A 25,781-nucleotide genomic window follows, 5' to 3' on the forward strand; every position below is an offset into this window, starting at 1 on the left:
TGGACCTCCCCATCGATTGGAACCTGTACCTACTTCACCGACCCGCGGTGTCGCCAACGACCCACATCGAGAAGAACTGCGACCCGCCGCCGTACGCGTGACCCAGCGCCGTTTTCGCTCCGGCCACCTGGTGCTCGCCGGCCCGTCCCATGACCTGCCTGGCCGCCTCGGCGAAGCGCAGCATGCCGGAGGCGCCGATCGGGTTGGAACAGAGCACCCCGCCGGACGGGTTGACGGGCAGGCGTCCGCCGATCTGGGTCTCGCCCGACTCGGTGAGTTTCCAGCCGTGTCCGGCTTCGGCGAAGCCCAGGTTTTCCAGCCACATCGGCTCGAACCAGGAGAACGGCACGTAGATCTCCGCCACGTCGACCTCGGCGAGGGGGTCGGTGATCCCGGCCGCCTGCCACAGTGCCTGGGCAGCTTCGGCGCCGGCCCTCGGGTTCACGTGGTCCTTGCCGGCGAAGTAGGTCGGCTCGGTGCGCATCGCCGTCGCTCGGATCCAGGCCACCGGCCGCTCGCTCGCCTCGGCTGCCGCCTGGTCGCCGATCACGATCGCGCAGGCGCCGTCGGAGGAGGGGCAGGTCTCGTCGTACCGGATCGGGTCCCACAACATCGGCGAGGCCCGCACCGACTCCAGCGTGATCTCCGGCTGGCGCAGGTGCGCGTAGGGGTTGAGCGCACCGTTGCGCCGGTCCTTCACCGCGACCATCGCCCCGACGTGCTCGGGTGCGTTCGAGCGTCGAATGTAGGCGCGGACGTGTGGCGCGAAGTAGCCACCGGCCCCGGCTCCGATCGGCGCGGTGAAGGGCGGCTGGATGGAGAGCGCCCACATGGCGTTGGACTCCGACTGCTTCTCGAACGCTACCGCGAGTACGCGTTGGTGCACACCGGCCCGGACCAGGCTGGTCGCCACGACCCCGGTGGCACCGCCGACCGAACCCGCCGTGTGCACCCGCAGCAGCGGGCGCCCGGCGGCTCCCAGCGCGTCGGCGAGGAACAGCTCCGGCATCATCACGCCCTCGAACAGGTCCGGCGCCTTGCCAAGCACGACCGCGTCGATCTGTGGCCAGTCGACGCCCGCGTCGGCTAGCGCGCGGTCGATCGCCTCCCGGCACAGCCCGGCCATCGACACGTCGGTACGGCGCGTCTGGTGCTGCGTCTGCCCGGTACCCAGCACGGCTGCTCGTCTCATGACCTCGCCTCCAGCACACAGATGAGGTTTTGCTGCAACGCCGGCCCGCTGGTGGCGTGCCCGGCCGCTCGCCGGGCCCGGCCGGTCATGACCTGTTCGGCGGCGGCGCCGATGCGCGCCAGCCCGGCCGAGAACATGGGGTTGCCGCAGAGCGCACCCCCGGACGGGTTGATCCGGACCCGGTCGCCGAGGCCGAGTGCCGTGCGCAGCAGTAGCTCCTGGTGGGTGAAGGGGGCGTGCAGTTCGGCCACGTCGAGGTCCGCCGGTAGGGCCACCGCCTCGGCCGCGGCGGTCGCGGATGGCACCGTGGTCAGGTCCCGCTCGCCGAGGCCCTGCGGGTCGACCCGGTGCGCCACGCCGCTGATCCAGGCCGGCTGCTCCCGGTGCCGGCGGGCGCGCTCGCCGGCGGCCAGCACCAGTGCGGCGGCGCCGTCGGAGACGGGTGCGCAGTCGTGTGCCCGGAGCGGGTCGGCGACGTAGGGGGCGGCGACCAGCTCGTCGACGGTTGGCTGCCCGGACACCTGGGCGTAGGGGTTGGTGCTGGCGTCGGCCCGGCTGCGGGCCGCCACCTCGGCCATGGCCTGCTCGGTGACGAGCCCGGCGTCGATGGCGAGCCGGGCCTGGAGCGCGGCGACACTCACCGAGTCGGGCCAGAGCGGCGCGGCGACGTACGGGTCGAGTTGGAGCGCCAGTACCCGGCGCAGCAGGCCGGCCGAGGACTTGCCGAAGCCGTAGACCAGCGCGGTCTCCGCCTCGCCGGCCAGAATCTTCACGTACGCCTCGTAGAACGCCCAGGCCGCGTCCATCTCCACGTGCGACTCACAGATCGGCGGGTATGCCCCGATCGCGTCGATCGCGTTGACGAAGGAGAACGCCCGGCCGGCGAGGTAGTCCGAGGAGCCGGAGCACCAGAATTCCACCTCGCGCCGGTCGAGGCGGGCCGCCGACAGGGCCTGGTGGAAGAGCGGGACGAGGGTTTCGACGCCACTGGTGGTCCCCGCGGAGGGTCGGCAGGGTGCCTGGGCGAAGCCGATGACGGCGACGGCAGGGTTCACAGGTGCTCCTGGTAGGACTCGTACGGCGCATCCGGTTCGCCGGTGGGACGGAAGTGCGCGATGTTCTCCGGGGTGGTGGTCCAGGTCGTCGGGTCCCGCCAGACCGCGGCCACCCGCATGCCCATTCGGACGTCGCCGGCCTGGCCGAGGATCAGGTGGGGGATCGGGATGTCGGCACCGTCGAGGAGGACCTGGGCGACCACGTACGGCGGCTCCAGTCGCTGCCCGGCGAAGGGAACGTTGACCACGCAGAACGTGGTGACCGTGCCGTGGTCGCGGACCGGCACCTCCTCCTCGGTCGGCAGGCCGTCGGCCGGGCAGACCCGGGGCGGTACGTAGACCTTGCGGCAGGCCGGGCAGCGCTGGCCGAGCAGCCGTCCTTCGGCGAGCGCGTGCAGGTATCGACTCTCCTCGGCGGAGGTGGTGTGCGTGTAGGAGAGCCGAATCGGAGTCACTATGCCGGTGACAGGATCGTCGCTGGTGGCGGGATCGCTGTTGGTGCCGGGCGCGCTGCCGGGATCGCCGCCGGTGGTGTCGTCGGGCGCGCGGGGTGGGCCCGGGCCGGGCTCGAAGCAGGCGATGTCGCGAATGTCTCCGGATCGCTCCGCGGCCCAGCGGACGCGGACCCGCATGCCGGTCCGCATCGACTCCCGGGTGCCGGCATCGACGGCGTGCAGTAGCGCGGTGTCGGCTCCGTCGAGCCGGATCAGTGCCCAGCCGAACGGTCGGTCGAGGGGCTGCCCGTCAAGCGGCCGGTCGGTCCAGGTCCAGCTGGTCACGGTGCCGGTGGGCGAGACGGGAACGAGCTCGGTGACCGGGGTGTGGGTCATCGGATCGTATTCGAGCGGGGGAACGTGGACGCGGCCGTCGGCGGTGCGGGCGCCGAGCACTCGACGGTCGCGTAGGCCGGTCATGAATCGCCCCAGGACCGGACCGAGGGAGCGGGTGTAGTCGAAGGCGATGTCCAGCGGGGCGGCGAGCGGGGGCGCCGAAGCGGTATCCACGAGGCTCAGTGAAACATGTTCTATCGAGGTGAATCAAGGTCGCTCCCGTTCCGCTGTTCAGGAAGTGGAACACGTTATAGAGTCTGGTCCATGACTGGCATCGGGCTGTGGAACATCGCGAGTCAGGATCCAGATGGGATCGCCGTCGTTGACCCGGATGGCCGGGTCGTCACATATGGCGAGTTGGCCGCCGAGGCCGACCGGATCGGGCGCGGCCTCCAGGCGCTCGGGATGGTGCCCGGGGACACCGTGGCGATGCTGCTGCCCAACGGTGCCGACCTGCTCGCCGCCGAGTTCGCCGCCCTGGAGACGGGGCTGTACTCGGTGCCGCTGAACTGGCATCTGACCGCCGCCGAGATCGCCTACATTCTGCGCGACAGCGGTGCCCGCGCGTTCGTCGCGCACAGCCGATTCGCCGAGGTGGCCGTGGCCGCCGCCGTCGAGGCCGGCATCCCGGCCGACGGATGCCTCGCCGTGGCCGGCGCGGTTCCCGGGTTCCGGCCGCTCGCCGACCTCGGCGCCGGCGCCTCCGACCGCCCCACGCCGCGCACCCTCGGTGCGTTGATGGTCTACACCTCCGGAACGTCCGGGCGGCCCAAGGGCGTACGGCGTCCGCTGACCGGCGCCGACCCGGACACCGTTCCGCCGGTATCGCTCTGGTTCTTCGGGCTGTTCGGCCTCGAACCCTTCGACTCCCACGTGCACCTGTGCTGTTCACCGCTCTACCACACCGCGGTGATGAACTTCGCGGTCATCTCGCTGCAGCTCGGCCATCCGGTGGTGCTGATGGACCGGTGGGACCCGCACGAGATGCTGCGGCTGATCGAACGGCACCGGGTCACCCACAGCCACATGGTGCCGACCCAGTTCCGTCGCCTACTCGCCCTGTCGGAGAAGGTTCGGACGGCGTACGACCTGTCGTCGATGCGGATGATGATCCACGGTGCGGCGCCGTGTCCGCACGAGGTCAAACGGCGGATGCTCGACTGGTGGGGGCCGGTGGTGGTGGAGTACTACGCCGCCAGTGAGGGCGGCGGCACCCTGATCACCGCCCAGGACTGGCTGGCCCGGCCCGGCTCGGTCGGGCAGGCCTGGCCGGGCTCGCAGGTGCGGGTGCTCGACCCGGATGGCAACGACGCGCCAACAGGTGAGCCCGGGACGGTGTATCTGCAGATGGGTGAGACGACCTTCGAATACCTCGGCGACGCCGAGAAGACCCGGCAGTCCTGGCGCGGCCGGATGTTCACCGTCGGCGACATCGGCTACCTCGACGACGATGGCTACCTCTACCTGTGTGACCGGAAGAGCGACATGATCATTACCGGTGGGGTGAACGTCTATCCGGCCGAGATCGAGGGGGAGCTCGCCGCTCATCCGGCGGTAGCGGATGTCGCGGTCTTCGGCATCCCGCACGATGAGTGGGGTGAGGAGATCAAGGCCGTGGTGCAGCCGGAGCTGGGGGTGACGGCTGGTCCGGAGCTGACCAGCGAGCTGCTGGCGTTCCTGACCGGCCGGCTGGCCCGCTTCAAGCTGCCCCGAAGCGTGGACTACGTCGAGGAGTTGCCCCGCGACCCGAACGGCAAGCTCTACAAGCGAGTGCTGCGCGACCCGTACTGGGCCGCGCAGCAGCGCGCGATCTGACCTGGCTACCGCCCGTGGAACTGGGGGGTGCGCTTCTCGACGAAGGCGCGCGGGCCCTCCTTGGCGTCGGTGGTGCGGAACACCGCCGTGCCGATGGGTGCCTCCAGCGCGAACGCCTCGTTCTCGGCCAGGCCCTCGGTCTCCCGCATCGTGCGCAGGATCGCCTGCACCGCCAGCGGGCCGTTCGCGGCGATCATCCCGGCCAGTTCGAGGGCCTTGTCCAGGGCCTGTCCGTCCGGCACCACGTGGCCGATCAGGCCCACGTCCCGGGCTTCGGCGGCACCCAACTGGCGTCCGGTCAGCAGCATCTCCGCCGCGACGGCGTACGGGATCTGTCGTACCAGCCGGACGGCGGAGCCGCCGAGGGGGAACAGGCCCCAGCACGCCTCGGAGACCGCGAAGCGGGCGCTAGCCCCGGCCACGCGGAGATCCGTTGCCTGGAGGATCTCGGTGCCGCCCGCCACCGCCGGCCCCTCCACCGCGGCGATGAGCGGTTTGGTCAGTCGCCGTCCCTTGAGTAGCGCGTCGATCCGGGAGAGGTCGGCGCCGTTGAACCGGTCACCGGGGTGGGACTGGGTCATCGCGCGGAGGTCGGCGCCGGCGCAGAAGGCGCCCCCGGCCCCGGTGAGCACGCAGGCTCGGATCTCCGGATCGTCGTCCGCACGGTCCCAGGCGTCTCGCATGATCGCGAGCATCTCGGGGGAGAGCGCGTTGCGGACCCGTGGCCGGTTCATCGTCACGATCAGTATTTGTCCACGTTGCTCCACGAGTGCGTGTGGCTGGTCGGCTGCCGATTCCACGGGCGCCTCCTTCGACGATTTCCAAGGCTTGTCAGCGACGATAACAGGTTCTACTTTTAAGTGATGGTGGCAAATATCGCAGACCTGTTTGAACATGCGGTTGACGCCTTCGGTGACCGTCCCGCCGTGTTCCTCGGCGAGCAGGCGATCAGCTACCCGGAGCTGGAGGAGCGCGCCAACCGGCTGGCCCACTTCCTCCGTGACCGCGGCGTGCGCCCCGGTGACCATGTCGGCCTCTACGCTGGCAACTCGATCGAGGCCGTGGTGGCCATGATCGCCGTCTACAAGCTGCGCGCCGCGATCGTCAACATCAACTACCGGTACGTCGAGAACGAGCTGCGCTTCCTCTTCGCCGACGCGGAGCTGTCGGCGCTGATCCACGACCGTCGCTTCGCGCCCCGAGTCGCTACCGTGCTGGCCGGCGCCGCCGGTCCGCACACCGTGGTGGCCCTACCCGACGGCTCGGCGGAGGAGATCGGTGGGTACGGCGGCGTGCCGTACGCGGACGCGCTCGCCGCCGGCGACCCGGCGCGGGACTTCGGCGAGCGCTCGGCGGATGACCTCTACCTGCTGTACACCGGTGGCACCACCGGCTACCCGAAGGGGGTGCTCTGGCGGCACGAGGACGTGTGGCGCGCGCTCGGCGGTGGCGTCGACTTCATGACCGGCATTCCGCTCGAGGACGAGTGGGCCCAGTCCGCCCGGGGCGCCAGCGGGACCCCGATGGTACGCCTCTGCATGGCCCCCCTGATCCACGGCAACGCGCAGTGGGCGGTGCTCGCCGCGCTCTTCGCCGGTGACACCGTGGTGCTGCTGTCGCGCTTCGACCCGGAGGAGGTCTGGCGGACGGTCGAGCGGCGCCGGGTCAACGTGCTGGTGTTGATCGGCGACGCGATGGCCCGCCCGATCATCGAGGCCTACGCCGCCGGTGGCTACGACGGCTCGTCGGTGGCCGCGGTTTCGTCCAGTGGCGCCCTCTTCTCCCCGGGGGTCAAGCGGCAGTACCTGGAGCTGCTGCCCGACGCGCTGGTCACCGACGCGATCGGGGCGTCGGAGACCGGCTTCATCGGGCTGGGCGTGGTCGCCGAGGTGCCCGGTGGCGCGGTGCAGGATCCGCGGGTCACGCCCGGGCCGAACACGGTGGTGCTCGCCCCGGACGGGCGGCCGGTGCCGCCGGGCGGGGAGGGGCGGCTGGCGAAGAGCGGTTTCCTCCCCCTCGGCTACTACAAGGACCCGGTCAAGACCGCCGCCCTGCTGATCGAGGTGGACGGCGTGCGGTATGCGCTCCCGGGTGACCTCGCCCGGCTTGAGGTCGACGGCACCATCACGTTGCTCGGTCGGGGCAGCACCTGTGTCAACACCGGCGGTGAGAAGGTCTTCCCGGAGGAGGTCGAGGGGGCGTTGAAGACGCACCCCGACATCTTCGACGCGTTGGTCGTCGGGGTGCCCGACGAGCGGCTCGGGCAGCGGGTGGCGGCGCTGATCCAGCCCCGGGCCGGCGGCACGCTCGACCTGGCGGCGGTGCGAACGCACCTGCGGGAGCAGATCGCCGGCTACAAGGTGCCACGGTCGATCTGGCTGGTGGCCGAGATCTCGCGCACGATCAGCGGCAAGGCTGACTACAAGTGGGCGCAGCGGCATGCGGAACAACACCCGGCCGAGGAGGTCAGCCATGCGGACTGAGCTGAGCGAACAGCTCGGCATCGCGTATCCGATCGTCGGCTTCAGCCCCTCGGAGCAGGTGGTCGCGGCGATCAGCCGGGCCGGCGGACTGGGCGTGTTGGGCTGCGTGCGATTCAACGACCCGGAGGAGCTCGACGCGGTCCTCACCTGGCTCGACGGGGAGACCGAAGGCCGGCCGTACGGGGTGGACGTGGTGATGCCCAGCACCGAACCGGCCGAGGGCGCCCCGGCTGATCTCGACCGGCTGATTCCGGCGGGGCATCGCGACTTCGTGGAGCGAACCCTGCTGCGCCTCGGCGTGCCGCCGCTCGGCGGCAACGGCGAGCACCAGGCCGGCGTGCTCGGTTGGCTGCACTCGGTGGCCCGCAGTCACGTCGAGGTGGCGCTGACGCACCCGGTCCGACTGATCGCCAATGCGCTCGGTTCGCCGCCGCCCGACGTGATCGCCCAGGCGCACGCGCGGGGGGTGCTGGTGGCCGCGTTGGCCGGCCGGGCCGATCACGCCCGCCGGCACGTGGTGAGCGGGGTCGATCTGGTGGTCGCGCAGGGGTACGAGGCCGGCGGCCACACCGGTGAGATCGCCAGCATGGTGCTGGTGCCGGAGGTGGTGGACGCGGTCGGTGAGCAGGTGCCGGTGTTGGCCGCCGGGGGCATCGGGAGTGGCCGCCAGATCGCGGCGGCGCTCGCGCTCGGTGCGGGTGGGGTCTGGATGGGCTCGGTCTGGCTCGGCACGGCCGAATACCAGAGCAACTCCGCGCTGCGTACGGCACTGCTCCGGGCCGGGTCGGCGGACACGGTCCGCAGCCGGATCTACACCGGCAAGCCGGCCCGGCTGCTGCGCAATCGGTGGACCGAGGCCTGGAGCGAGGAGGGGGCGCCCCGACCGCTGCCGATGCCACTCCAGAATCTGCTGGTGGCGTCGGCGCACAGCCGGCTGATGGATTCTGATGACCCGACGGTCGTTCCGATGCCGGTGGGGCAGATCGTGGGTCGGATGAATGAGGTGCGCTCCGTCGTCGACGTGTTGGCGGATCTGGTCGCCGAGGCGGAGGAGAGATTGGTCCACCTCGGAGGGCTGCGCTAGGGGGTGGTGGCCATATGGGCTTGGTCAAGCGGGGCTGGGCAAGTGCTCATGAAAACTGCACGTGTGGTGCCGAAGAGGTTCCGTTCTCGGCACCACATTGACCAAAAAGTAGAACACGTTCTATTATTGGTATCGTGCTTACTCAGCCGTTTTCCCACGCCATCGCGGAAGCCGAGCGGGTCATCGCCGAGGCGGCCCACGTCCGCGGCCAGCAGGACCTGCTCGAGGGCTACGACTACCTGGCTGGTGGCATCCGGAGCTCGATCCAGATGGCCTGGTCCTACGACCGCGAATTTCCCTACTTCGTCCGCTCCACCGGCCCGTACACGAAGATGGGCCTCGACAATCCAGACACCCTCTACTTTCACGCGTGGCTCCACGACGACGCGGAGTACGTGGTGACCGGCCGCCGGGGCAGCACCGCCGACCTGAGCTTCCAGGTCCTCGACGGCTCCTACTCCCCGGTCAACGTCCCGGGCAGCCTCACCGCCTTCGACGACCGCGAGATCGAAGTCGCTGCCGACGGCTCCTTCGAGATTCGGTTCGGGCCGGGGCTCTCCGGCCCGAACGCGTTCCCGCTCGCCCCCGGCTCGGCCATGCTCGTGGTGCGCGAGGTGTTCAGCGACTGGGCGGCCGAACGCCCCGGGATGCTGCGCATTCACCGCCCCGACACCATCGGCGGGACACCGCCGCCGCTGACCGAGGAGACCCTGGCCAAACGCTACGCGGTGGCCGGCAAGATTCTCACCGGTCGGATTCACACCTTCCTCGCGTTCGCCGAGCGGTTCTACCTGAACCTGCCGGTGAACACCCTGACCCCGCCCCGGCTCACCCCCGGCGGGTTGGCGACCCAGTACTCCTCGGTGGGCCACTACCAGCTCGCCGAGGACCAGGCCATGGTGATCACCGTGCGGGTCTCCGACGCGCCCTACCAGGGCATCCAGCTGGGCAGCATGTGGTACATCTCGCTGGACTACAGCAACCACCAGACGAGCCTCACCGTGCCCCAGGCCCGGATCGACCCGGACGGCATGATCCGGTACGTGATCAGCGAACGCGACCCGGGGGTGGCGAACTGGCTGGAGTGCACGGGCCACGATCGCGGCTACGTGCAGCTGCGTTGGCAGCGACTCTCGCACGCGTTGACCGCCGCGGACGGGCCGCGGGTGGAGGTGGTCGCGGTGGATGACCTACCCAAGCAGGTGCCGTACTACGAGCCGATCGGGCGAGCGGCGTGGCAGGAACGCATCGCCGCCCGGCAGGCCGCGACCGCGGCCCGGATGCTGGGCTGAGCCGTGCTGCTCGCGGAGAAGGTCGTTGTGGTGGCCGGGGTCGGCCCCGGGCTGGGCCAGGCCATCGCGGTGCGTGCCGCGCAGGCCGGCGCCGACGTGGTGCTCGCCGCCCGCACCGGGTCCTTCCTCACCGAGGTCGCCGGAAAGGTACGGGCGGCGGGTCAGCGGGCCCTGACGGTACCCACCGACCTCACCGACGGTGAGTCGAGCGCCGCGCTCGTGCGGGCCGCCCTCGCCGAGTACGGCCGCGTTGACGTGTTGGTCAGTAACGCCTTCGAGATGCCGCCGATGCGCGGTCTCGGGAAGGTCGAGTTGGCCGACCTGCGGTCGAGCTTCGAGGTCAACGTGCTGGCGGCGCTGCGCCTGACTCGGCTGCTGACGCCCGCGTTGGTGGAGTCCGGCGGCTCGGTGGTCATGGTCAACTCTGCCGTGCTGCGCCACTCCCGGCGGGCGTTCGGCCCCTACAAGCTGGCCAAGGCCGCGCTCCTCGCCGCCGCGCAGAATCTCGCCAGTGAGCTCGGGCCGAAGGGCGTGCGGGTCAATTCGGTGGCACCCGGCTGGATCTGGGCCGACAGCCTGCGACTCTGGTTCGACTACCAGGCGAACCAGCGGGGCGTGCCGCCCCAGCAGCTCTACGACGAGGTCGCCGCCACCACCGACCTGCGCCGGCTGCCGGTGCCCGACGAGGTCGCCGACGCCGTGCTGTTCCTCGGCTCCGGCCTGGCTCGGGGCATCACCGGCCAGTGCCTCGACGTCAACTGCGGCGAGTTCCATCACTGAATTCCGGGAGCGAGCATGAGCAGCACCCGTACGGATGTCGGCACGATCGAGGACCTCCACGCCTCGGCGACCCGGCTCACCGGGCTCGACGACTTCGGCGACGACGACTACCGCGAGGGGATGGGCGAACTGCTGGCCGCGTACCGGAATGAGGCGGCCCTCACGCCCACCGGGAGCAAGGTCTCCCGGGCGTTTCTCCGTGCGGCGCTGGTGTCCCGACTGCTCAGCGAGGCGGCGTGGCGGCAGTTCCCGGAGCACGCCGAGGCCCCGGTGACCCGGCCGGTCTTCGTGACCGGCCTGCCCCGAACCGGCACCACCGCCCTGCACCGGTTGCTCACCGCCGACCCCGCCCACCAGGGGCTTGAGCTGTGGCTGACCGAGGTCCCCCAACCCCGCCCGCCGCGAGCCACCTGGGAGTCGAACCCCGGCTACGTGAGCCTGCAGGCCGGCTACGAGCAGTACCACGAGACCAACCCGGGCCTGCGGGGTGCGCACTACACCGCGGCCGACCAGGTGGAGGAGTGCTGGCGGTTGCTGCGGCAGTCCATGATGTCGGTGTCCTTCGAGTGCCTGGCCTACCTGCCGAGCTACTCGCGGTGGTTGAGTGCGCAGGACTGGACCGCTGCCTATCGGCGGCACCGGCGCAACCTCCAGCTCATCGGCCTGCACGACCGAGATCGTCGCTGGGTGTTAAAGAACCCGAGCCACCTGTTCGCCCTCGACGCGCTGCTCGCCGTCTACCCCGACGCCGTGGTGATCCAGACGCACCGCGCGCCGCGGGAGGTGGTCGCCTCGGTCTGCAGCCTCAACGCGCAGGCGTGCGAGGGCTGGTCGGAGCTGTTCCGCGGGGAGGTGCTCGGTGGGGCGCAGGCGCAGCTCTGGTCGCGTGGGCTGCGGCGGTTCATGGCCGACCGCGCGCGACACGACCCGGCACACTTCATCGACGTCTCCCACGACGACTTCGTCGCCGACCCGCTTCGGGTGGTTGAGGTGATCTACGAGCGGTTGGGGGCCCGGTTGACCACTGCGGCGCGAGCCGCGATGAGCTCGCTGCACCAGCAGCGAACGCGCCCCGCACATCGCTACGATCTCGCTGATTTCGGACTGACCCCGGCTGTGGTGGACGCCACCTTCGCTTAATGGATCTTGCTGATCACCTCGTCGGCGAAGCGGTGGATGCCGTCCCGCTTGGCGGCGAGGTCGCCGTCGAAGCCGACGCCGTAGAAGCGCCAGGGCATCACGATCGCGTCGGTGACGCCGGCCTCGGCCTGTTGCTGGAAGCCCGCCAGGCCGAATCGGTCAATGCAGACCGCCTGGATCTCGAACGGCTGGTCGGCCCGGTCGTACTCGACGCGTAGCCGGGCAAGCTGGTCGATTGTCGCGCACAGCTCGTCGAAGCGCATCATGGCGGAGGACCAGCCGTCGCCCAGCCGGGCCGCACGGCGCAACGCCGCATCGGTGTGACCGCCCACGTAGATCGGGATCGGCTCGGTCGGGGCCGGGCTCATCTGTAGCCGGCCGAAGTCGAAGTGCTTGCCGTGGTGCTCCACCATGCCACCGCCCAGGATCAGCCGCAGCACCTCAATCGCCTCGTCGCCCCGGGCGCCCCGGGCGGCGAACGGTGAGCCGCACCAGAGTGACTCCTCCGGCGACCAGCCCAGCCCGACGCCGAGCCCGAACCGGTTACCGATCAGGTTCGCCACCGACCCGACCTGCCGCGCCAACAGGACCGGGTTGCGGGGACCGAGCTTGAGCACCTGGGTGTAGAACCGGATCCGGGTGGTGGCGGCGCCGAGCGCGGCGGCGGTCACCAGCGGGTCGACCCAGGGCGTCTGCGCGTCCCAGAACCGGCTGCCGTCCGGCGTGTACGGGTACTTGGCGCTGACCTCTTCGGAGTAGAAGAGCGAGTCGGGGAGGGCGATGGCCGAGAAGCCGCACTCCTCGGCGGATTGCGCCAGGTCGGTGAGTTGGTCGAGCGGGCTGAGTGCGATTCCGAGGCTGAACTTCATCTATGGACTGTAACGTGTTCTACCCGACCATGGCAGGGTCCCAGATGGTCTGGTCGGATGGTATCTTCGGGTCGACCCGGCGAATACCCAAGGGTTAACATCAATCGATGGAGCCTCTCGATTTCACGGGTCGCGGCGTGGTCGTCACTGGGGGGACGCGGGGGATCGGTGCCGCGATCGCCGCGGCCTTCCGCGCGGCGGGTGCCCGGGTGCTGGTCTGTGGCCGGACCCAACCGTCCTCGGCGGTGCCCGATTTCGTGCCGGCTGATGTTCGTGACCCCGCGCAGGCGGCCGCCCTGGTGGCGGCGGCGGTTGACCGGTTCGGTCGCCTCGACGTGGTGGTGAACAACGCCGGTGGGGCGCCCCCGGCGGTGGCGGCCAGCGCCTCACCCCGGCTGCACGCCAAGGTTGTGGAGCTCAACCTGGTTGCTCCGTTGCATGTGGCGCAGGCGGCCAACACGGTCATGCAACAGCAGCCCGGTGGCGGGGTCATCATCATGGTGGGGAGTGTCAGCGGCACGCGTCCATCGCCCGGCTCCGCCGCGTACGGCGCCGCCAAGGCCGGACTGCACCACCTGGCGACAAGTCTGGCCGCCGAGTGGGCGCCGGCGGTGCGGGTGAACAGTGTCGTCCCCGGTCCGGTGGCCGGCGACGGGAGCCTCCGGCTGAATCCGGCGGCGGTGGCGCGCACGGTGCCCCTGGGGCGACCCGCGACGCCGGCCGAGGTCGCCGGCGTCTGTCTGCTGTTGGCCTCTCCGCTGGCGTCCTATGTGACCGGGGCGGCGGTGGCAGTGCACGGTGGTGGCGAGTGGCCGGGCTATCTCGGGGACCTGCGCGGCCCTACTGCTGAGCCATCCTCATCGTAGGTAGCGGGCTTCCTCGGCGGCCTTCAGTGATGAAGTGTCACCTCTCTTCCCCTGACCCTTTGTCCAATCAACTTCCGTAACGAATGCCTCCATCGTTGGGAAGATGTTTCCGTGCCGGGGCGCTGTCCCAACTGGAGTATTTTGCGCTATGCGGACGGAACTGCCTGTTGTGGAGTAGCTTAGCGGGCGGTCCGGGCGGTCCGGGCGGTCCGGGCGGTCCGGGCGGTCCTCAGGCCATCAGTCGGCGGTGGTCCCAGCTGACCACCCGCCGCGGCTCCACCAGATAGGCCGCCCGCTTGGTCGCCGCGTGCGCGACATAGCCGTCGAGCGCCGCTGCCACCTCATCGGGCGGCAGATCGCCGGCCGCCAGCGGGCTGGGCATCCGCGCGGCGATCAGCCGGCCGACCGCGGTGACTCCCGCCGGATCGTCGATCCGGGTGACCTCGCCGGTCACCTGGACGCCGCGCAGTTCGAAGTAGCCGTCGCCCGCCTCGACCAGGCAGGTCACCCGTGGGTCACGGGCCATGTTCCGGGCCTTCTGCGAAACGCGGTAGGTCCAGAAGGCGATGCGTCCGCCGTGCATCGCGTAGAACATGCTGACCAGGTGCGGTGTGCCGTCCCGGTTGACGGTCGCGAGCTGGAGCTTCCGGCCTTGGGCCAAGTGCTCCGCGACGTCCGCGGGTGGCATCGCCACCGTGGCGCGCTGGTTCACGACTCCTCGCCCTCCGCGCCGCTACTGGTGCCGGGTGCGGCGGGCGCTCGATCCAGCGAGGTCATCTCAGTATCCCGGTCCGGACAGTAGCCCGCCGTCGGCCACGAACTCGGCACCCGTGGTGTATGACGATTCGTCGGAGGCGAGGAACGCCACCAGTCGGGAGATCTCCACCGGCTCGGCGAGTCGGGCGATCGGCAGCGAGGTGAGGAACGCGTCCGAGTCAACGGCGGGCATGGTCTCGGCGGCGGCCAGCGCCATCGGGGTCAGCACGCCGCCGGGATGGACCGAGTTGACCCGGATGCCGGCCGGCCCGAGTTCCTGGGCCGCGGACCTGGTGATGCCGCGGATCCCGAACTTGCTGGCGCTGTAGGCCGAGAGGCCGGCCGCGCCGACGAACCCCTCGATCGATGACACGTTCACGATCGATCCGCCGCCGGCCCTCATCATTGCCGGCACCACGGTGTGGATGCCGAGCCAACAGCCGGTGAGGTTCACGTCGATCACGTGGCGGAACTCGGCCGGGTCCATCGTGGCGATCGCCGCGTGCCGGAAGACGCCGGCGTTGTTGATCAGCACGTCGAGTCGGTCGAACGCCGCCAGCGCGGTGGCGACCGCGGCAGCCCACTCGTCTTCGCCGGTGACGTCGTGGTGCACGTAGCGGCAACGATCAGCACCGAGGGTGTCGGCGAGGGCCGTGCCGCGGTCGTCGAGGATGTCGCCGATGACCACCCGGGCCCCCTCGGCGACGAACTGCCGGGCATGTGCCTTGCCCATGCCGCGCGCGCCGCCGGTGATGAGCGCCACCTTGCCGTCCAGTCGCCCCATCGCCCCTCCTGCCAAGCGCTTGCTTGGGAGCATAGCATCGGCGAGACACCGGCGCCGCAACAAAACGGCCGCCGCGGGCTGCAGCCCGCGGCGGCCATGGACAATCGCGTTCTCGCTCGACCTGGTGAGACTCGTCAGGGGACGAGGACCACCTTGCCGATGTTGCGACGCTCGCCGATCCGGCGGTGCGCCGCCGCGGCCTCCTCGAACGGAAACACCTGGTCGATCCGGGGCTTGATCGCGCCCTCGCGCCACAGGTCCAGCAGCGCGGTCAGCTCCTCACGCAGCAGGTCGGTGCGCTCCCACAGGTGCCCCAGATTGACGCCACTGACCGTGTGGTTGCGGTCCATCATCCCGTACGGCGTCAGCAACGGCACGCCGGTGAGCTGACCGACGAGCCGGCGAAGGCTGCGCCGCTCACCGGTGGACAGGTTGGCGAAGCCGTACGCGATGAGCTGCCCAACCGGCCGGAGCAGGCTCATCCCGCGCTTCCAGTCGCGACCGCCCAGGGAGTCCAGCACCAGGTCGAGGCCCTCGCCGCCGGTGAGCTCCCGCACCCGGGCGACGTAGTCCTCGGTGCGGTAGTCGATGGGATGGGTGCAGCCCTCCTCGCGGAGCACGGCGTGCTTGGCCGCCGAGGCGGTACCGAAGGTGACAACTCCCGGTACGGTGCGGCACAGCTGCAGCACCGCGGTGCCGACCCCACCCGCGGCCATGTGCACCAGGACGCGGGCCTCGGGGCGGAGGTTCGCCACCCGAAAGAGCATGTGGTAGGCGGTCAGGTAGTTGACCGGGATCGCGGCTCCCTCGATGAAGTCGAGGCCATCGGGCATCGGCAGCACCCGCGCGGCGGGCACGCAAACGGTGTCGGCGTGGCCACCGAAGCGCACCAGGGCCAGCACCCGCTGCCCCACCTCGAGGCCGGTGACCTCGGCGTCAACGGCGTCCACGACCCCGGCCACCTCGTATCCCACCACGGACGGCGGCTTCGGAGCGTCCGGATACAGCCCCTGCCGGGCCATGACCTCGGCGAAGTTCAAGCCACAGGCGCGGACCGCGATGCGCACCTCACCGCGACCCGGTTGCGGATCGGGGGTTTCCCGTACCGCAAGGACCTCGGGCCCACCCGCCTTGGTGATCCAGACAGCGCGCATCGATTCCTCGACCTCCAACGTCTTACGCCGACTACTCCGTCGGCGGTCATCCGCTCGCCCGGGTGTCGGCCGCATGGGTGTTGGCCACATGGGCTACCCGGGCGAGGCGGTGACCGCCAACGGCCAGCGTAAGGGGTGTTGGCGGGGCCCGAGACGGTTGCCGTCAACCGTGGGACGCCTCGACGATGTCCAACGCGGCCAGGTATCCGAAGGTCATCGCTGGCCCGAGCGTCGACCCTGCTCCGGCGTAACCCTTCCCCATGACGGCCGCGCTCGCGTTGCCGGCGGCGTAGAGGCCGGGAATGACCGTGCCGTCCTCCCGCAACGCCCGACCCCGCTCGTCGGTACGGACTCCGCCGTTGGTGCCGAGGTCGCCGGGGACGATCCGCATCGCGTAGAACGGTGGCAGCACCAGCGCGGCCAGGCAGGGGTTCGGGTCGTTGGTGGGATCGGCGTAGTAGTGGTCGTAGCTACTGTCGCCCCGATGGAAGTCGGTGTCGCGACCGGTCTTCGCGAGCGTGTTGAAGCGTTTGACGGTGGCGCTCAGGGTCGCCGAGGGGACGCCGATCTTGTCGGCCAGGCCCCTGATGGTCCAGTCGCGGACCAGGGCGCCGGAGTCATACCATTCGCTGGGATAGGGCAGCAGCGGTGGGAGGTCACGGAACAGGTAGCGGTTGCGGTACCGCTGATCCGTGATCATCCAGGCCGGGAAGGCGTCCTGCGCGTACATGGTGCGGACCACGTCGCCGTAGGGGGCGGCCTCGTTGACGAACCGCTCCCCGGCCGGGTTGACGAAGATGTTTCCCGGCAGTGTGCGTTCGGATAGACAGAAGTAGGGGCCGGTCGGCAGCGGGATCATCGGCCCCCACCAGGCGCTGTCCATGAGGTCCAGAGCGGCGCCCGCCTCGGCGCAGGCCCGGATGCCGTCCCCGGTGTTCGACGACGCGCCGACGGTCCAGTCAGTGCCGGTGGGAGCTTCCTGGTACTGCTTGCGCATCGCCTCGTTGTGCTCGAAACCGCCGGATCCGACGATGACCCCACGCCGGGCGGTGAGGAGGACCTCCTCGCCGTCCCGGACCACCCGTACCCCGGTGACTCGTCCCTCGCTGATGACCAGCTCGGTCAGGGGGGTGTTCAGCCAGACCGGCACGTCGGCGGCGAGCAGGCCGGCGCGCAGCCCGCCCGCGAGCGCCTGGCCCATGGTGATCGGCTTTTCGCCCCTGGCCCATGCCGCCAGGTAGCGCTGGACAATCTCGGTGGCCGTCGTCAGCCCGCGGGGGTGGCGGGCGATGAGGGCCAGCCACTTGTAGTCGACATCCATGACGACGGTGCCGGGCGGGGTGGCCATGTAGGGCGCGTTCAGGGCGGCGTACTCGGCGCCGAGGACATTGGCGTCGAGGGGTTGCGGCTCGATCGACCGGCCACCGGGCAGGCCACCGGGCAGTTCGGGGTAGTAGTCGGGATAGCCCTCCATCCAGGCGAACCGCAGCGGTGTGTGTTCCAACAGGAAGGAGATCATGGCTGGCCCGGCCGACAGGTACGCCTGCAGGCGTGTGGCGGGGACCTCGTCCCCGACGACCGCGGCCAGGTACTCGGCGGCCTTGGTCGGAGTGTCCGGCACTCCGGCGTCGAGGAGCACCTCGTTGTTGGGTATCCAGATTCCCGCCCCGGAGCGGGCGGTGGTGCCGCCGTAGACATCGGCTTTCTCCACCACAACGGTCTGCAGGCCGCGTTTCGCCGCGGTAAGCGCACCCACCATGCCGGCCGCGCCGGCACCCACCACCACTACGTCGTACTCGACCACGGTCGTCATCGGACCCCCAGCCCAGCGGTAACAGATGGTGGAACACGTTACTGTATTCAGATCGGCGTCGGGAGGTGTTGCATGTACATACTTCAATCAAATCATTGATCTTGATTACGCCAACCGGCGGTTGTGACGATGCCCGGCCCGGACCGCCGCGAGCGACGCGGACGCGGTCGAGCCGGCGCCGGACGGTGTCATGATGGCCGTTAAACCGGTCGAAGACGAGGTGCACGACGGTGACGATGAGTAGGTCGAATCACGAGCGTTGGCGTAGCCACCACCCCATGCGGGAGCAGCGGGACGCCAGCCCTGCTCTGTTGGACCGGCGGGAGGCCATCGCGGAGTTGGGAGACGCCTTACGCGACCTGGTCGAGCAGGCGGTCACCACGGAGATTCCAGCAGACCAGCTCCGCCAGGTCACGGCCGACCTGCGCCGAGCGGCCCGTCCGTTGACCACGCACGAGCGGGAGGTGACGCGGATACCGAGCGCCGACGACCTGTTGGGTGGAGTCCGGATGTACAACCCGGTTACCGGCGTCGGCAGTGCCCTGGCCCCGCCACTGCGCATCGACCTGGTTGATGGGGTCGCCGTCGGCGCGTGCACCCTTGGGCCCGCCTTCGAGGGGCCGCCCCGGTACGCCCATGGCGGAGTCAGCGCCCAACTACTGGACCAGCTACTCGGCTATGTGGCGAGTGCCAGGGGTAACGCGGGGATGACCGTCCGGCTCGACACCCGTTATCGCGCACCCATCCCGTTGCGCACGCCGCTACACCTGATGGCCCGGGTTACCGCCGTGAACGGCCGGAAGACCACCGCCCACGGCGTTATCGCGACCGCTGCCCACCCCGACGACCTCCTGGTCGAGGCGACCGGGGTGTTCGTCGCGCCCCGACCGGAACAGTCCTGGCGGCTCTTCGGTGCGGCACCGTACTGGGAGGCCGACAATCCCTCCGTCGAGTACGACTGATCCGTAGCTGTGGCTCCACGGAGCCGCCATTGCCCCCCGGAACTGCCGGCGGAGGCAGCCTCGGAGTGCTGGCTAGGCCACGACGCCGGTGCGGCAGAGGAGCATGAGCTGCTGGAGGGTGAGCTCCTGCGTGTGGGCGGCAGCGTGGCTGCTGGCCCAGCCGAATACGGTCTCGGCTGGTTGTTGGTTGGGCGTGCCTGGGGTCACGTCGTAGCCGTCGGAGGCGACGATCTTTTCGATCATCCTGGCGAGTTCGGCCGGCCCACTGCCCGGGTAGCCGGTGCTGTAACCGGCGGTCTGCTTCTCGGGCAGGATGTGCAGGGTGCCGCGGTCGGTGCGGGCCCAGACCATGTCGGCCTCGCGGTCGATGATCAGGGCGGTCAGCTGCTCCCCGTCGGGAAGCGCGAGGGGAGCGTAGGTGTGATGTTCCCAGTGCTCGTGGTTGCCGGTGACTGTCCGATAGTGGTGCACGGCGACGGGCAGCCAGGTGATCGGATCACGGAAGGCGCGCCAGCAGAGGCAGCCGTCACCGGCGACCGCGGAGGGAGAGTCGGGGTCGTCGTAGACGCAGGGATACCAGAGCTGGGGCGCCTCGTCCGGGGTGACGAGGGTGACGTGTAGGGCGTCTGGGGTGCAGGGCGTGAGCCGGTCTCGCCACTCGGCCGCGTATGGGCTGGCGTAGGTGTCGAGCTGCTGGCCGGCGTTGATGGCGCCGCCGGTGTACGCCGGTGGTTCGATGTAGAGCATGAAGTGCCAGTAGCCCCGCTCCGGGCTGTGGGTGAGATACACGTCCCGGTCGTGCTGGTAGGTCATCGTGGGTGCTCTCCTGTCCTTCCCGGCGGATACCCCTGCATCGGCAACGCCAGACCGGCTTCCTACCAGCGGATCCGACGCGGCAGGCCCACCAGCGGAGAGCTCAGCGCGCCCGCCGCTCCCGGCAACGGCGGCGTCGCGGACGAGAACAACGGGCTCACCCTCGTGGGCAACGATCGCGTCATCCGGGTTGTCCCTCCCACGCCACATCGTTGACCCAGCCGGGATGGTGGCCCGCGTGGAGCCCGTGGTGCGCCGCCGACCTTCGCCCCAGCACCGTAGGACAAGCTGAGTGACTGCGCCACCACCTAAGGTGAGTATCTATTGATTGCCAGGAATCGGCCCCCCGGTCTTGTGGACCAGGGGGCCGGTGTTGTTCGCGGCCCGGTGGCGGCGGGGCCCCCAGGCTCCGCCGCCTTGGCCGTCAGCGCAGCAACAGGCGGGCGGCGAGTTCGAGGTGCTCGTGCACGTCGTTAGCCGAGGCGCGTCGGGTTACCCAGGCGACCAGGCTGGAGAGCCAGACATCACCGATGACGCGGGCCTTGGCCCGGTCGTCCGCTGATGGCTTGCCGTCCCGCATGGCCAGGATGAACATGTCTTCCATGAGTCGGGCGACGGCGTTGACCTCGGTGGCGGCGGTCGGGTCGGCGAACATGAACGCCCGGGTCATCGCTTCGGTGAGCATGGGGTCGCGCTGCATGGCGCGAGTGACCCGGCCGAGGACGAACGCGGTCCGCTCGTGCGCCGTCTCGCCCGGAATGGCGGTGCGGCGGAGCCGGTCCTGCGTCCGCTCGAACTCTCGGGCCAAGGCGGAAACCAATAGGTGGATTTTGGAGGGGAAGTAGCGGTACAACGTGCCGAGGGCGACGTTGGCGTGTTCGGCGACGGTGCGCATCTGCACCGCGTCGTATCCTCCCCTGGAGGCCAGGACGAGGGTGGCGTCCAGGATGCGCCGTCGGCGTTCCCGCTGCGCCGCCGACCCCTGCTCGGTGTCGGTCAGGCTGCCCGCGCCCGGGCTTCTGGTATGTGTTCTCGACGCCACCATCTTGCCTTCCGTGATCTTGGTTGAATTGGCAGCGGCCATGCCGTCCCAAGTCTAGCAACGGGCGGGCATCGTGCGCTCAGGGTGGCTGGCGGAGGCCGGTAGAACATGTTCTACTGGCGTGAGGTGTCTGAGTGGGGAGGGTCGATGCCGATCGCGATGACCACCGACCAGTTGGCGCTCCAGGACGCGATCCGGCAGTGGGCTGCCGGAGCCGATCTCCTGGCCACCGTACGCGCGCTGGAGAACGGGCCGTCCGCAGCGGCCGACCGTTACTGGGCCGGCCTCACCGGCCTTGGCTGCTTCGCCCTGGCCGTGCCGGAGCAGCTCGGTGGTGACGGTGGCCGGGTCGGCGAGCTGGCCGCCGTGCTGGAACAGCTCACCGTCGCCCTGGTCCCCGGCCCGGTCATGCCCACCCTGCTCGCGGCCCTGACACTCGCGTCCACCGGGCCGACGCCCGTCGCGAAGAGCCTGCTGCCCGACCTTGCGGCCGGCAGGGTCTCGGTCGGGGTGGCGCTCACTCCAGGAGCGTTGACGGCGGTGCCGGTCGCCGGGGGAGCCTACCGGGTGACCGGGCAGGCCAACGCCGTACTCGGTGCGGGGAGCACCACCCACCTGATGTTGACCGCTGACACCGAAGCCGAAACGTTGTCGTTCGTGCTCGATCCGGAGCATGCGGGGGTCCACCACACCGCACGTACGCCGGTGGACTTCTCCCGGCCCCTGGCCGACGTGCGGTTGGCGGGGGTGCTCGTCGAGCCCGATCAACTCCTGCCCACACCCGCGCCGGACCGACTCCGCGACTGCGCGGCGCTGCTGGCCGCGGTGGAGGCGGCAGCGGTGGCCTCCTGGTGCCTGCGCACCGCCACCGAGCATGCCAAGGTGCGGCGGCAGTTCGATCAGGCGATCGGGTCGTTCCAGGCGGTCGGGCACCTCTGCGCCGGGATGCTCTGCCGGGCGGAACGGGCCAACGCGGTGGCCTGGGACGCGGCCCGCGCCTACGACCAGGCGCCGGAGGAACTCCCCCTGGCCGCCGCCACCGCCGCCGCGATCGCTCTGGACGCCGCGGTGGACAACGCCAAGGACTGTATTCAGGTGCTCGGCGGGATCGGGTTCACCTGGGAGCACGACGCCCACCTCTACCTGCGCCGAGCACTTGCCCTACGGCAGTTACTCGGCGGCGGCGCCCGATGGCGGCAGCGTTGCGCGGAGCTGACGTTGGCCGGGGCGCGTCGGCAGGTGTGGGCGGTTGGCGACGAGTACCGGGCCGAGACGGAAGCGGCACCGCCGTCGTCCGGAGCGGAGAGTGCCCCCGACTCCGCGGACCGGTTGGCGGTACGAGCCCAGCTCCAGGCGATCGCACAGCTTCCCGAGGCCGAGCGCCGGGCCCGGTTGGCGGACGTCGGATACCTCGCACCACACTGGCCCGCGCCGTACGGGCTCGACGCCACACCCGCCCGGCAACTCCTCATCGACGAGGAGCTGGACCGGGCCGGCGTCATCCGCCCGGACCTGGCGATCGCCGGCTGGGCCATCCCCACGATTCTGCGCTACGGCAGTGCCGCCCAGCGGAATCGGTTCGCCGGCCCGTCCCTTCGGGGCGAGCTCACCTGGTGTCAGCTCTTCAGCGAGCCGGAGGCCGGTTCGGATTTGGCCTCGCTGCGCACCCGGGCGAACCGGGTGCCGGGTGGTTGGCGGTTGTCCGGCCAGAAGGTCTGGACGTCGCTGGCGGCCGAGGCGGACTGGGCGATCTGCCTGGCCCGCACCGATCCCACGGTGAGCAAACATCGTGGGCTGACCTATTTCCTGGTCGACATGCGCAGCCCCGACATCGAGATTCGCCCACTGCGCGAGATCACCGGGCGGTCGGTCTTCAACGAGGTCTTCCTGGATGACGTCTTCGTCCCCGACGAGGGTGTGGTGGGCGAGCCAGGACAGGGCTGGCAGCTGGCCCGGGCGACGCTCTCCTACGAGCGGGTCGCCATGGGACGCGGGCCCGGATTCGGTGCCGACGTGGACCGACTGGTCCGGATGGTGGGGGCGGGTGGAGTCGCCGGCGAGCCGGGGATGCGGGAACGCCTGGGTGGTCACATCGCGGATGGTCTCGCGGTCTCCCTGGTGGAGTGCCGGGCCACGCTACGGCAGCTCGGTGCTGGTGGAGGTGGGCCAGAATCGGCGGTCGCCAAGTTGATCGGTGTCAGCCATCGACAGGCGGTGGCCGAGACGGCGCTGACGCTCTGCGGTCCGAACGGTGCGGCGGCCGACGGCGCGAGTGCGGAGCCAGTCCACCACTTCCTCCTCACCCGATGCCTCAGTATCGCCGGCGGAACCACCCAGATCCTGCTCTCCCTGGTGGCCGAACGGGTTCTCGGCCTGCCCCGGGCATCCGCGGGCTGACTGTGGATCAGGCCAGTCGCCGGGGGAGGAGGGAGATTCGATGGAGGACACTGTCAACGCCGCCGCGGAGCGGATCCGGGCTGCCGGTGCGGGGCCGGCCCGGCCGGCACGCGACCCGGTCAACCTACCGATGATCCGGAACTGGCTGGAGGCGATCGGCGACCGGAATCCCCGCTACGAGCAGGACGGTCTGGCACCACCAGCGATGACGCAGGTGTGGACGATGCGTGGCCTACACCCGGCCGCGGATCCCGCCGATCCGCTGTCGGCCATGTCCGCCGTACTCGATCGGGCCGGGTTCACCTCAGTGGTGGCCACGAACTGCGAGCAGACATACCACCGGTATCTGCGCGACGGCGAACGGGTCGAGGTGCGCAGCCGGCTGGTAGACGTGCGCGGACCAAAACGAACGGCGCTCGGCGAGGGCTGGTTTGTCACCACCGACAGCACCTGGTACGTCGGTGCGGAGGCCGTAGCGTCGATGACCTTCCGGGTGCTCAAGTTCCGGCCGCCGGGCTCCACCGCGGCCGCTCCGGCATCCGCGCCGGCTCCGGCGACATCCGGGCGGGCCCCGGCTCCGGCACCGGCACCCGAGCCGGCTCCGGCACCGGCACCCGCGCCGGCTCCGGCGGCGGCGGACGTGCTCCGGCCGGTCCTCACCCGGGACACCGCCTACTTCTGGGCTGGCACCGCCGCCGGCGAGCTGCGCATCCAGCGGTGCGGCGGTTGTGGTCAGCTGCGACATCCACCGGGGCCGGTCTGCCGACGGTGCGGCGCCGACCGCCAGGACCACCTGGCCGCCCGCGGTACCGGTGAGGTCTTCAGCTTCGTGGTGCACCGGCATCCACCGGTGCCGGGGCGGCGGCTACCGGTCGTGGTCGTTCTGGTGGAGCTGACCGAAGGGGTACGGATGGTGGGCGAGCTACTCGGAGCGGACCCGGCGCAGGTGCGGATCGGCGCCGCGGTCCAGGTTGACTTCGTACCGGTGGACGCCGAGCTGACCCTGCCGGCGTGGCGGCTGCTGCCATGAACGCGGCGGTCGGCGTCGTCCTGCCGGAACTGCGGATCCCGGTCACCCCGACCTTCGTGATCAGCACCGCGGTGGCCACCCGGGACTTCCAAGATGTACACCACGATCGGGACCAGGCCGTGCGGCGGGGCTCGAAGGACATCTTCCTCAACATTCTGACCACGACCGGACTGGTACAGCGGTACGTGACCGACTGGGCGGGAGCGACAGCGATGGTGCACCGCGTCGCCATCCGGCTCGGGGCGCCCTGCTACGCGTACGACACGCTCGTCCTGACCGGTCAGGTGACGCGGGTGTCGGCAACCGGGTGTGTGGTGGCCGTGGTGGGGCGGGTTGCCGGGGGCGATCACGTCACCGGGCAGGTTGAGGTCGGGAGGCTTCCGTGATCTCGGGAAGAGCGGCGATCGTCGGGGTCGGCGAGACGGAGTTCTCCAAGAACTCCGGCCGCAGCGAGCTCCAACTGGCGGTGGAGGCGGTTCGCACGGCACTCGCCGACGCCGGGCTGACGCCGGTCGATGTCGACGGTCTGGTGACCTTCTCCATGGACAGCACCGCCGAGATCGCCCTGGCCCGGGAGATCGGTGCCGGGGAGCTGCGCTTTTTCAGTCAGGTCGGCTACGGCGGCGGCGCGGCCTGTGCCACGGTGCAGCAGGCGGCCCTGGCGATCAGCGCCGGGGTGGCGCGGGTCGTGGTGTGTTACCGCGCGCTCAACGAGCGCTCCGGCCGCCGCTTCGGTCGGGTGTCGCGGGATATCTCGAGCGCACCGACCAGCTCCGGCGTCGACAACGGCTGGCACTACCCGATGGGGTTGAGTACCCCGGCGGCCACCGTGGCCATGGTCGCCCGGCGCTACCAGCACGTCTTCGGGGCCACCGGGGAGGACTTCGGCCGGGTGGCCGTGGCTGCGCGCCGGCATGCCGCGACCAACCCACGAGCCTGGTTCTTCGAACGACCGATCACCCTCGCCGACCACCAGGCGTCCCGGTGGATCGCCGAGCCACTTCGGCTCCTGGACTGCTGCCAGGAGAGCGATGGAGCGGTCGCCGTGGTGGTGGCCGGCGTCGAGCAGGCCGCCGATCTGCGGCAGACCCCCGCGGTGATTACCGCTGCCGCGCAGGGCAGCGGAGCGGAGCAGTACATCATGACCAGCTACTACCGCGACAACCTGACCGGCCTACCGGAGCTCGGCGTGGTCGGGCGGCAACTCTGGGAGCAGTCCGGTCTCGGCCCCGACGACGTGCGGGTCGCGGTGCTGTATGACCACTTCACCCCGTACGTCTTGATGCAGTTGGAGGAGTTGGGGTTCTGCCCGCCGGGCGAGGCACGGCACTTCATCGCTGACGGAGCGATCGAACTGGATGGTCGGCTCCCGGTCAACCCGCACGGTGGGCAGCTCGGCGAGGCCTACATCCATGGGATGAACGGCATCGTGGAGGCGGTCCGGCAGATCCGGGGAGGTTCGGTCAACCAGGTCGCCGGGCCTGGTCCGGTGCTGGTGACCGCCGGCACCGGCGTACCGACCAGTGGCCTCCTGCTCGGGCCCCCCGACCTCGGCAACATCGGACCCTGAGCCACCTCCGGCTCCGGCTGCCGTTGGGCCCCGAGCGCGGTCGGCGCGCGACTG

At 70.4% G+C, this 25,781-nt stretch carries 23 protein-coding genes; 12 read left to right on the top strand and 11 right to left on the bottom strand.

The features are described from left to right. Positions 1–34: 34 nt before the first annotated feature. From SALPAC3_RS0100815 to SALPAC3_RS0100825, 3 genes are read right to left on the bottom strand one after another with little or no spacing between them, the layout of a single operon-like run. Complete coding sequence (locus SALPAC3_RS0100815) at positions 35–1,192, bottom strand: thiolase domain-containing protein (RefSeq protein ID WP_026185123.1); 1,158 nt, start codon at positions 1,190–1,192, stop codon at positions 35–37. Further along, positions 1,189–2,247: a thiolase domain-containing protein gene (locus tag SALPAC3_RS0100820; RefSeq protein ID WP_018219364.1), complete on the bottom strand. Its 1,059-nt coding sequence runs from the start codon at positions 2,245–2,247 to the stop codon at positions 1,189–1,191. Before SALPAC3_RS0100820 ends, SALPAC3_RS0100815 begins: the two co-directional genes overlap by 4 nt. Then, entirely contained in the window at positions 2,244–3,251 is a 1,008-nt protein-coding gene (locus SALPAC3_RS0100825; RefSeq protein WP_018219365.1) for a Zn-ribbon domain-containing OB-fold protein, read from the bottom strand. The genes SALPAC3_RS0100820 and SALPAC3_RS0100825 overlap by 4 nt, the downstream gene beginning before the upstream one ends. 90 nt (positions 3,252–3,341) lie before the next feature. Here SALPAC3_RS0100825 and SALPAC3_RS0100830 point away from each other — a divergent pair, with 90 nt between their 5' ends. After that, positions 3,342–4,892 (top strand): acyl-CoA synthetase, encoded by a 1,551-nt coding sequence (locus SALPAC3_RS0100830; RefSeq protein ID WP_018219366.1) that lies wholly within the window; start codon positions 3,342–3,344, stop codon positions 4,890–4,892. Between the two features lie 5 nt (positions 4,893–4,897). Here the strand turns inward: SALPAC3_RS0100830 and SALPAC3_RS0100835 are convergent, their stop codons facing one another. Further along, the gene (locus SALPAC3_RS0100835; RefSeq protein WP_018219367.1) at positions 4,898–5,692 is read right to left on the bottom strand and encodes a crotonase/enoyl-CoA hydratase family protein; all 795 of its coding nucleotides are present in this window, start codon (positions 5,690–5,692) and stop codon (positions 4,898–4,900) included. Between the two features lie 63 nt (positions 5,693–5,755). Between SALPAC3_RS0100835 and SALPAC3_RS0100840 the strand changes: the two genes are divergently transcribed. The 5 genes from SALPAC3_RS0100840 to SALPAC3_RS0100860 all read left to right on the top strand — a co-directional run bounded on the left by SALPAC3_RS0100840 (position 5,756) and on the right by SALPAC3_RS0100860 (position 11,671). Beyond that, positions 5,756–7,375, top strand: a complete 1,620-nt coding sequence (locus tag SALPAC3_RS0100840; protein ID WP_018219368.1) for an acyl-CoA synthetase — start codon at positions 5,756–5,758, stop codon at positions 7,373–7,375. Beyond that, the gene (locus SALPAC3_RS0100845) at positions 7,365–8,459 is read left to right on the top strand and encodes an NAD(P)H-dependent flavin oxidoreductase (protein WP_018219369.1); all 1,095 of its coding nucleotides are present in this window, start codon (positions 7,365–7,367) and stop codon (positions 8,457–8,459) included. Before SALPAC3_RS0100840 ends, SALPAC3_RS0100845 begins: the two co-directional genes overlap by 11 nt. A 134-nt stretch (positions 8,460–8,593) precedes the next feature. Beyond that, on the top strand, positions 8,594–9,751 hold the full coding sequence (locus SALPAC3_RS0100850; protein WP_018219370.1) for a hypothetical protein: 1,158 nt from the start codon (positions 8,594–8,596) through the stop codon (positions 9,749–9,751). Positions 9,752–9,754: 3 nt separating this feature from the next. Next, positions 9,755–10,531, top strand: coding sequence for an SDR family oxidoreductase (locus SALPAC3_RS0100855; RefSeq protein WP_018219371.1), 777 nt, complete (start codon positions 9,755–9,757; stop codon positions 10,529–10,531). Positions 10,532–10,546: 15 nt separating this feature from the next. Further along, positions 10,547–11,671: a sulfotransferase family protein gene (locus SALPAC3_RS0100860; RefSeq protein ID WP_018219372.1), complete on the top strand. Its 1,125-nt coding sequence runs from the start codon at positions 10,547–10,549 to the stop codon at positions 11,669–11,671. Here the strand turns inward: SALPAC3_RS0100860 and SALPAC3_RS0100865 are convergent. Next, complete coding sequence (locus SALPAC3_RS0100865; protein WP_018219373.1) at positions 11,668–12,540, bottom strand: TIGR03619 family F420-dependent LLM class oxidoreductase; 873 nt, start codon at positions 12,538–12,540, stop codon at positions 11,668–11,670. The two genes, SALPAC3_RS0100860 and SALPAC3_RS0100865, sit on opposite strands and share 4 nt — an antisense overlap. Positions 12,541–12,647: 107 nt before the next feature. On the opposite strand from SALPAC3_RS0100865, the gene SALPAC3_RS0100870 reads away from it, so the two are divergent. Continuing rightward, a complete protein-coding gene (locus tag SALPAC3_RS0100870; RefSeq protein WP_018822104.1) occupies positions 12,648–13,406 on the top strand; it encodes an SDR family oxidoreductase in 759 nt (252 codons plus the stop codon). A gap of 229 nt (positions 13,407–13,635) precedes the next feature. Here the strand turns inward: SALPAC3_RS0100870 and SALPAC3_RS0100875 are convergent, their stop codons facing one another. The 4 genes from SALPAC3_RS0100875 to kstD form a co-directional block, all read right to left on the bottom strand. Next, positions 13,636–14,118 carry a pyridoxamine 5'-phosphate oxidase family protein gene (locus SALPAC3_RS0100875; RefSeq protein WP_018219375.1) on the bottom strand — a complete coding sequence of 161 codons (483 nt, stop codon included), beginning with the start codon at positions 14,116–14,118 and terminating at the stop codon, positions 13,636–13,638. 66 nt (positions 14,119–14,184) lie between these two features. Then, positions 14,185–14,946: a glucose 1-dehydrogenase gene (locus SALPAC3_RS0100880; protein ID WP_018219376.1), complete on the bottom strand. Its 762-nt coding sequence runs from the start codon at positions 14,944–14,946 to the stop codon at positions 14,185–14,187. A gap of 134 nt (positions 14,947–15,080) precedes the next feature. Beyond that, positions 15,081–16,100 carry a synaptic vesicle VAT-1 family membrane protein gene (locus SALPAC3_RS0100885; RefSeq protein WP_026185124.1) on the bottom strand — a complete coding sequence of 340 codons (1,020 nt, stop codon included), beginning with the start codon at positions 16,098–16,100 and terminating at the stop codon, positions 15,081–15,083. A 163-nt stretch (positions 16,101–16,263) separates the two neighbouring features. Next, positions 16,264–17,913, bottom strand: a complete 1,650-nt coding sequence (kstD, locus tag SALPAC3_RS0100890; protein WP_018219378.1) for a 3-oxosteroid 1-dehydrogenase — start codon at positions 17,911–17,913, stop codon at positions 16,264–16,266. Positions 17,914–18,191: 278 nt separating this feature from the next. Here kstD and SALPAC3_RS0100895 point away from each other — a divergent pair, with 278 nt between their 5' ends. After that, positions 18,192–18,875: a PaaI family thioesterase gene (locus SALPAC3_RS0100895; RefSeq protein WP_018219379.1), complete on the top strand. Its 684-nt coding sequence runs from the start codon at positions 18,192–18,194 to the stop codon at positions 18,873–18,875. A gap of 72 nt (positions 18,876–18,947) precedes the next feature. On the opposite strand, the gene SALPAC3_RS0100900 is transcribed toward SALPAC3_RS0100895, so the two are convergent. After that, positions 18,948–19,688: a hypothetical protein gene (locus SALPAC3_RS0100900; protein ID WP_018219380.1), complete on the bottom strand. Its 741-nt coding sequence runs from the start codon at positions 19,686–19,688 to the stop codon at positions 18,948–18,950. A 424-nt stretch (positions 19,689–20,112) separates the two neighbouring features. Next, positions 20,113–20,733: a cholesterol catabolism transcriptional regulator KstR gene (kstR, locus tag SALPAC3_RS0100905; protein ID WP_018813424.1), complete on the bottom strand. Its 621-nt coding sequence runs from the start codon at positions 20,731–20,733 to the stop codon at positions 20,113–20,115. 144 nt (positions 20,734–20,877) lie between these two features. Here kstR and SALPAC3_RS0100910 point away from each other — a divergent pair, with 144 nt between their 5' ends. From SALPAC3_RS0100910 to SALPAC3_RS0100925, 4 genes are read left to right on the top strand one after another with little or no spacing between them, the layout of a single operon-like run. Further along, positions 20,878–23,127, top strand: a complete 2,250-nt coding sequence (locus SALPAC3_RS0100910; protein ID WP_018219382.1) for an acyl-CoA dehydrogenase family protein — start codon at positions 20,878–20,880, stop codon at positions 23,125–23,127. 40 nt (positions 23,128–23,167) lie between these two features. Beyond that, positions 23,168–24,157: a bifunctional MaoC family dehydratase N-terminal/OB-fold nucleic acid binding domain-containing protein gene (locus SALPAC3_RS0100915; RefSeq protein ID WP_018219383.1), complete on the top strand. Its 990-nt coding sequence runs from the start codon at positions 23,168–23,170 to the stop codon at positions 24,155–24,157. Continuing rightward, positions 24,154–24,543 (top strand): hotdog family protein, encoded by a 390-nt coding sequence (locus SALPAC3_RS0100920; RefSeq protein WP_018822095.1) that lies wholly within the window; start codon positions 24,154–24,156, stop codon positions 24,541–24,543. The genes SALPAC3_RS0100915 and SALPAC3_RS0100920 overlap by 4 nt, the downstream gene beginning before the upstream one ends. After that, the gene (locus tag SALPAC3_RS0100925) at positions 24,540–25,727 is read left to right on the top strand and encodes a lipid-transfer protein (RefSeq protein ID WP_018219385.1); all 1,188 of its coding nucleotides are present in this window, start codon (positions 24,540–24,542) and stop codon (positions 25,725–25,727) included. The genes SALPAC3_RS0100920 and SALPAC3_RS0100925 overlap by 4 nt, the downstream gene beginning before the upstream one ends. The last annotated feature ends 54 nt before the right edge of the window (positions 25,728–25,781 follow it).

Source organism: Salinispora pacifica DSM 45544 (assembly GCF_000378845.1).
Taxonomy (GTDB): domain Bacteria; phylum Actinomycetota; class Actinomycetes; order Mycobacteriales; family Micromonosporaceae; genus Micromonospora; species Micromonospora pacifica.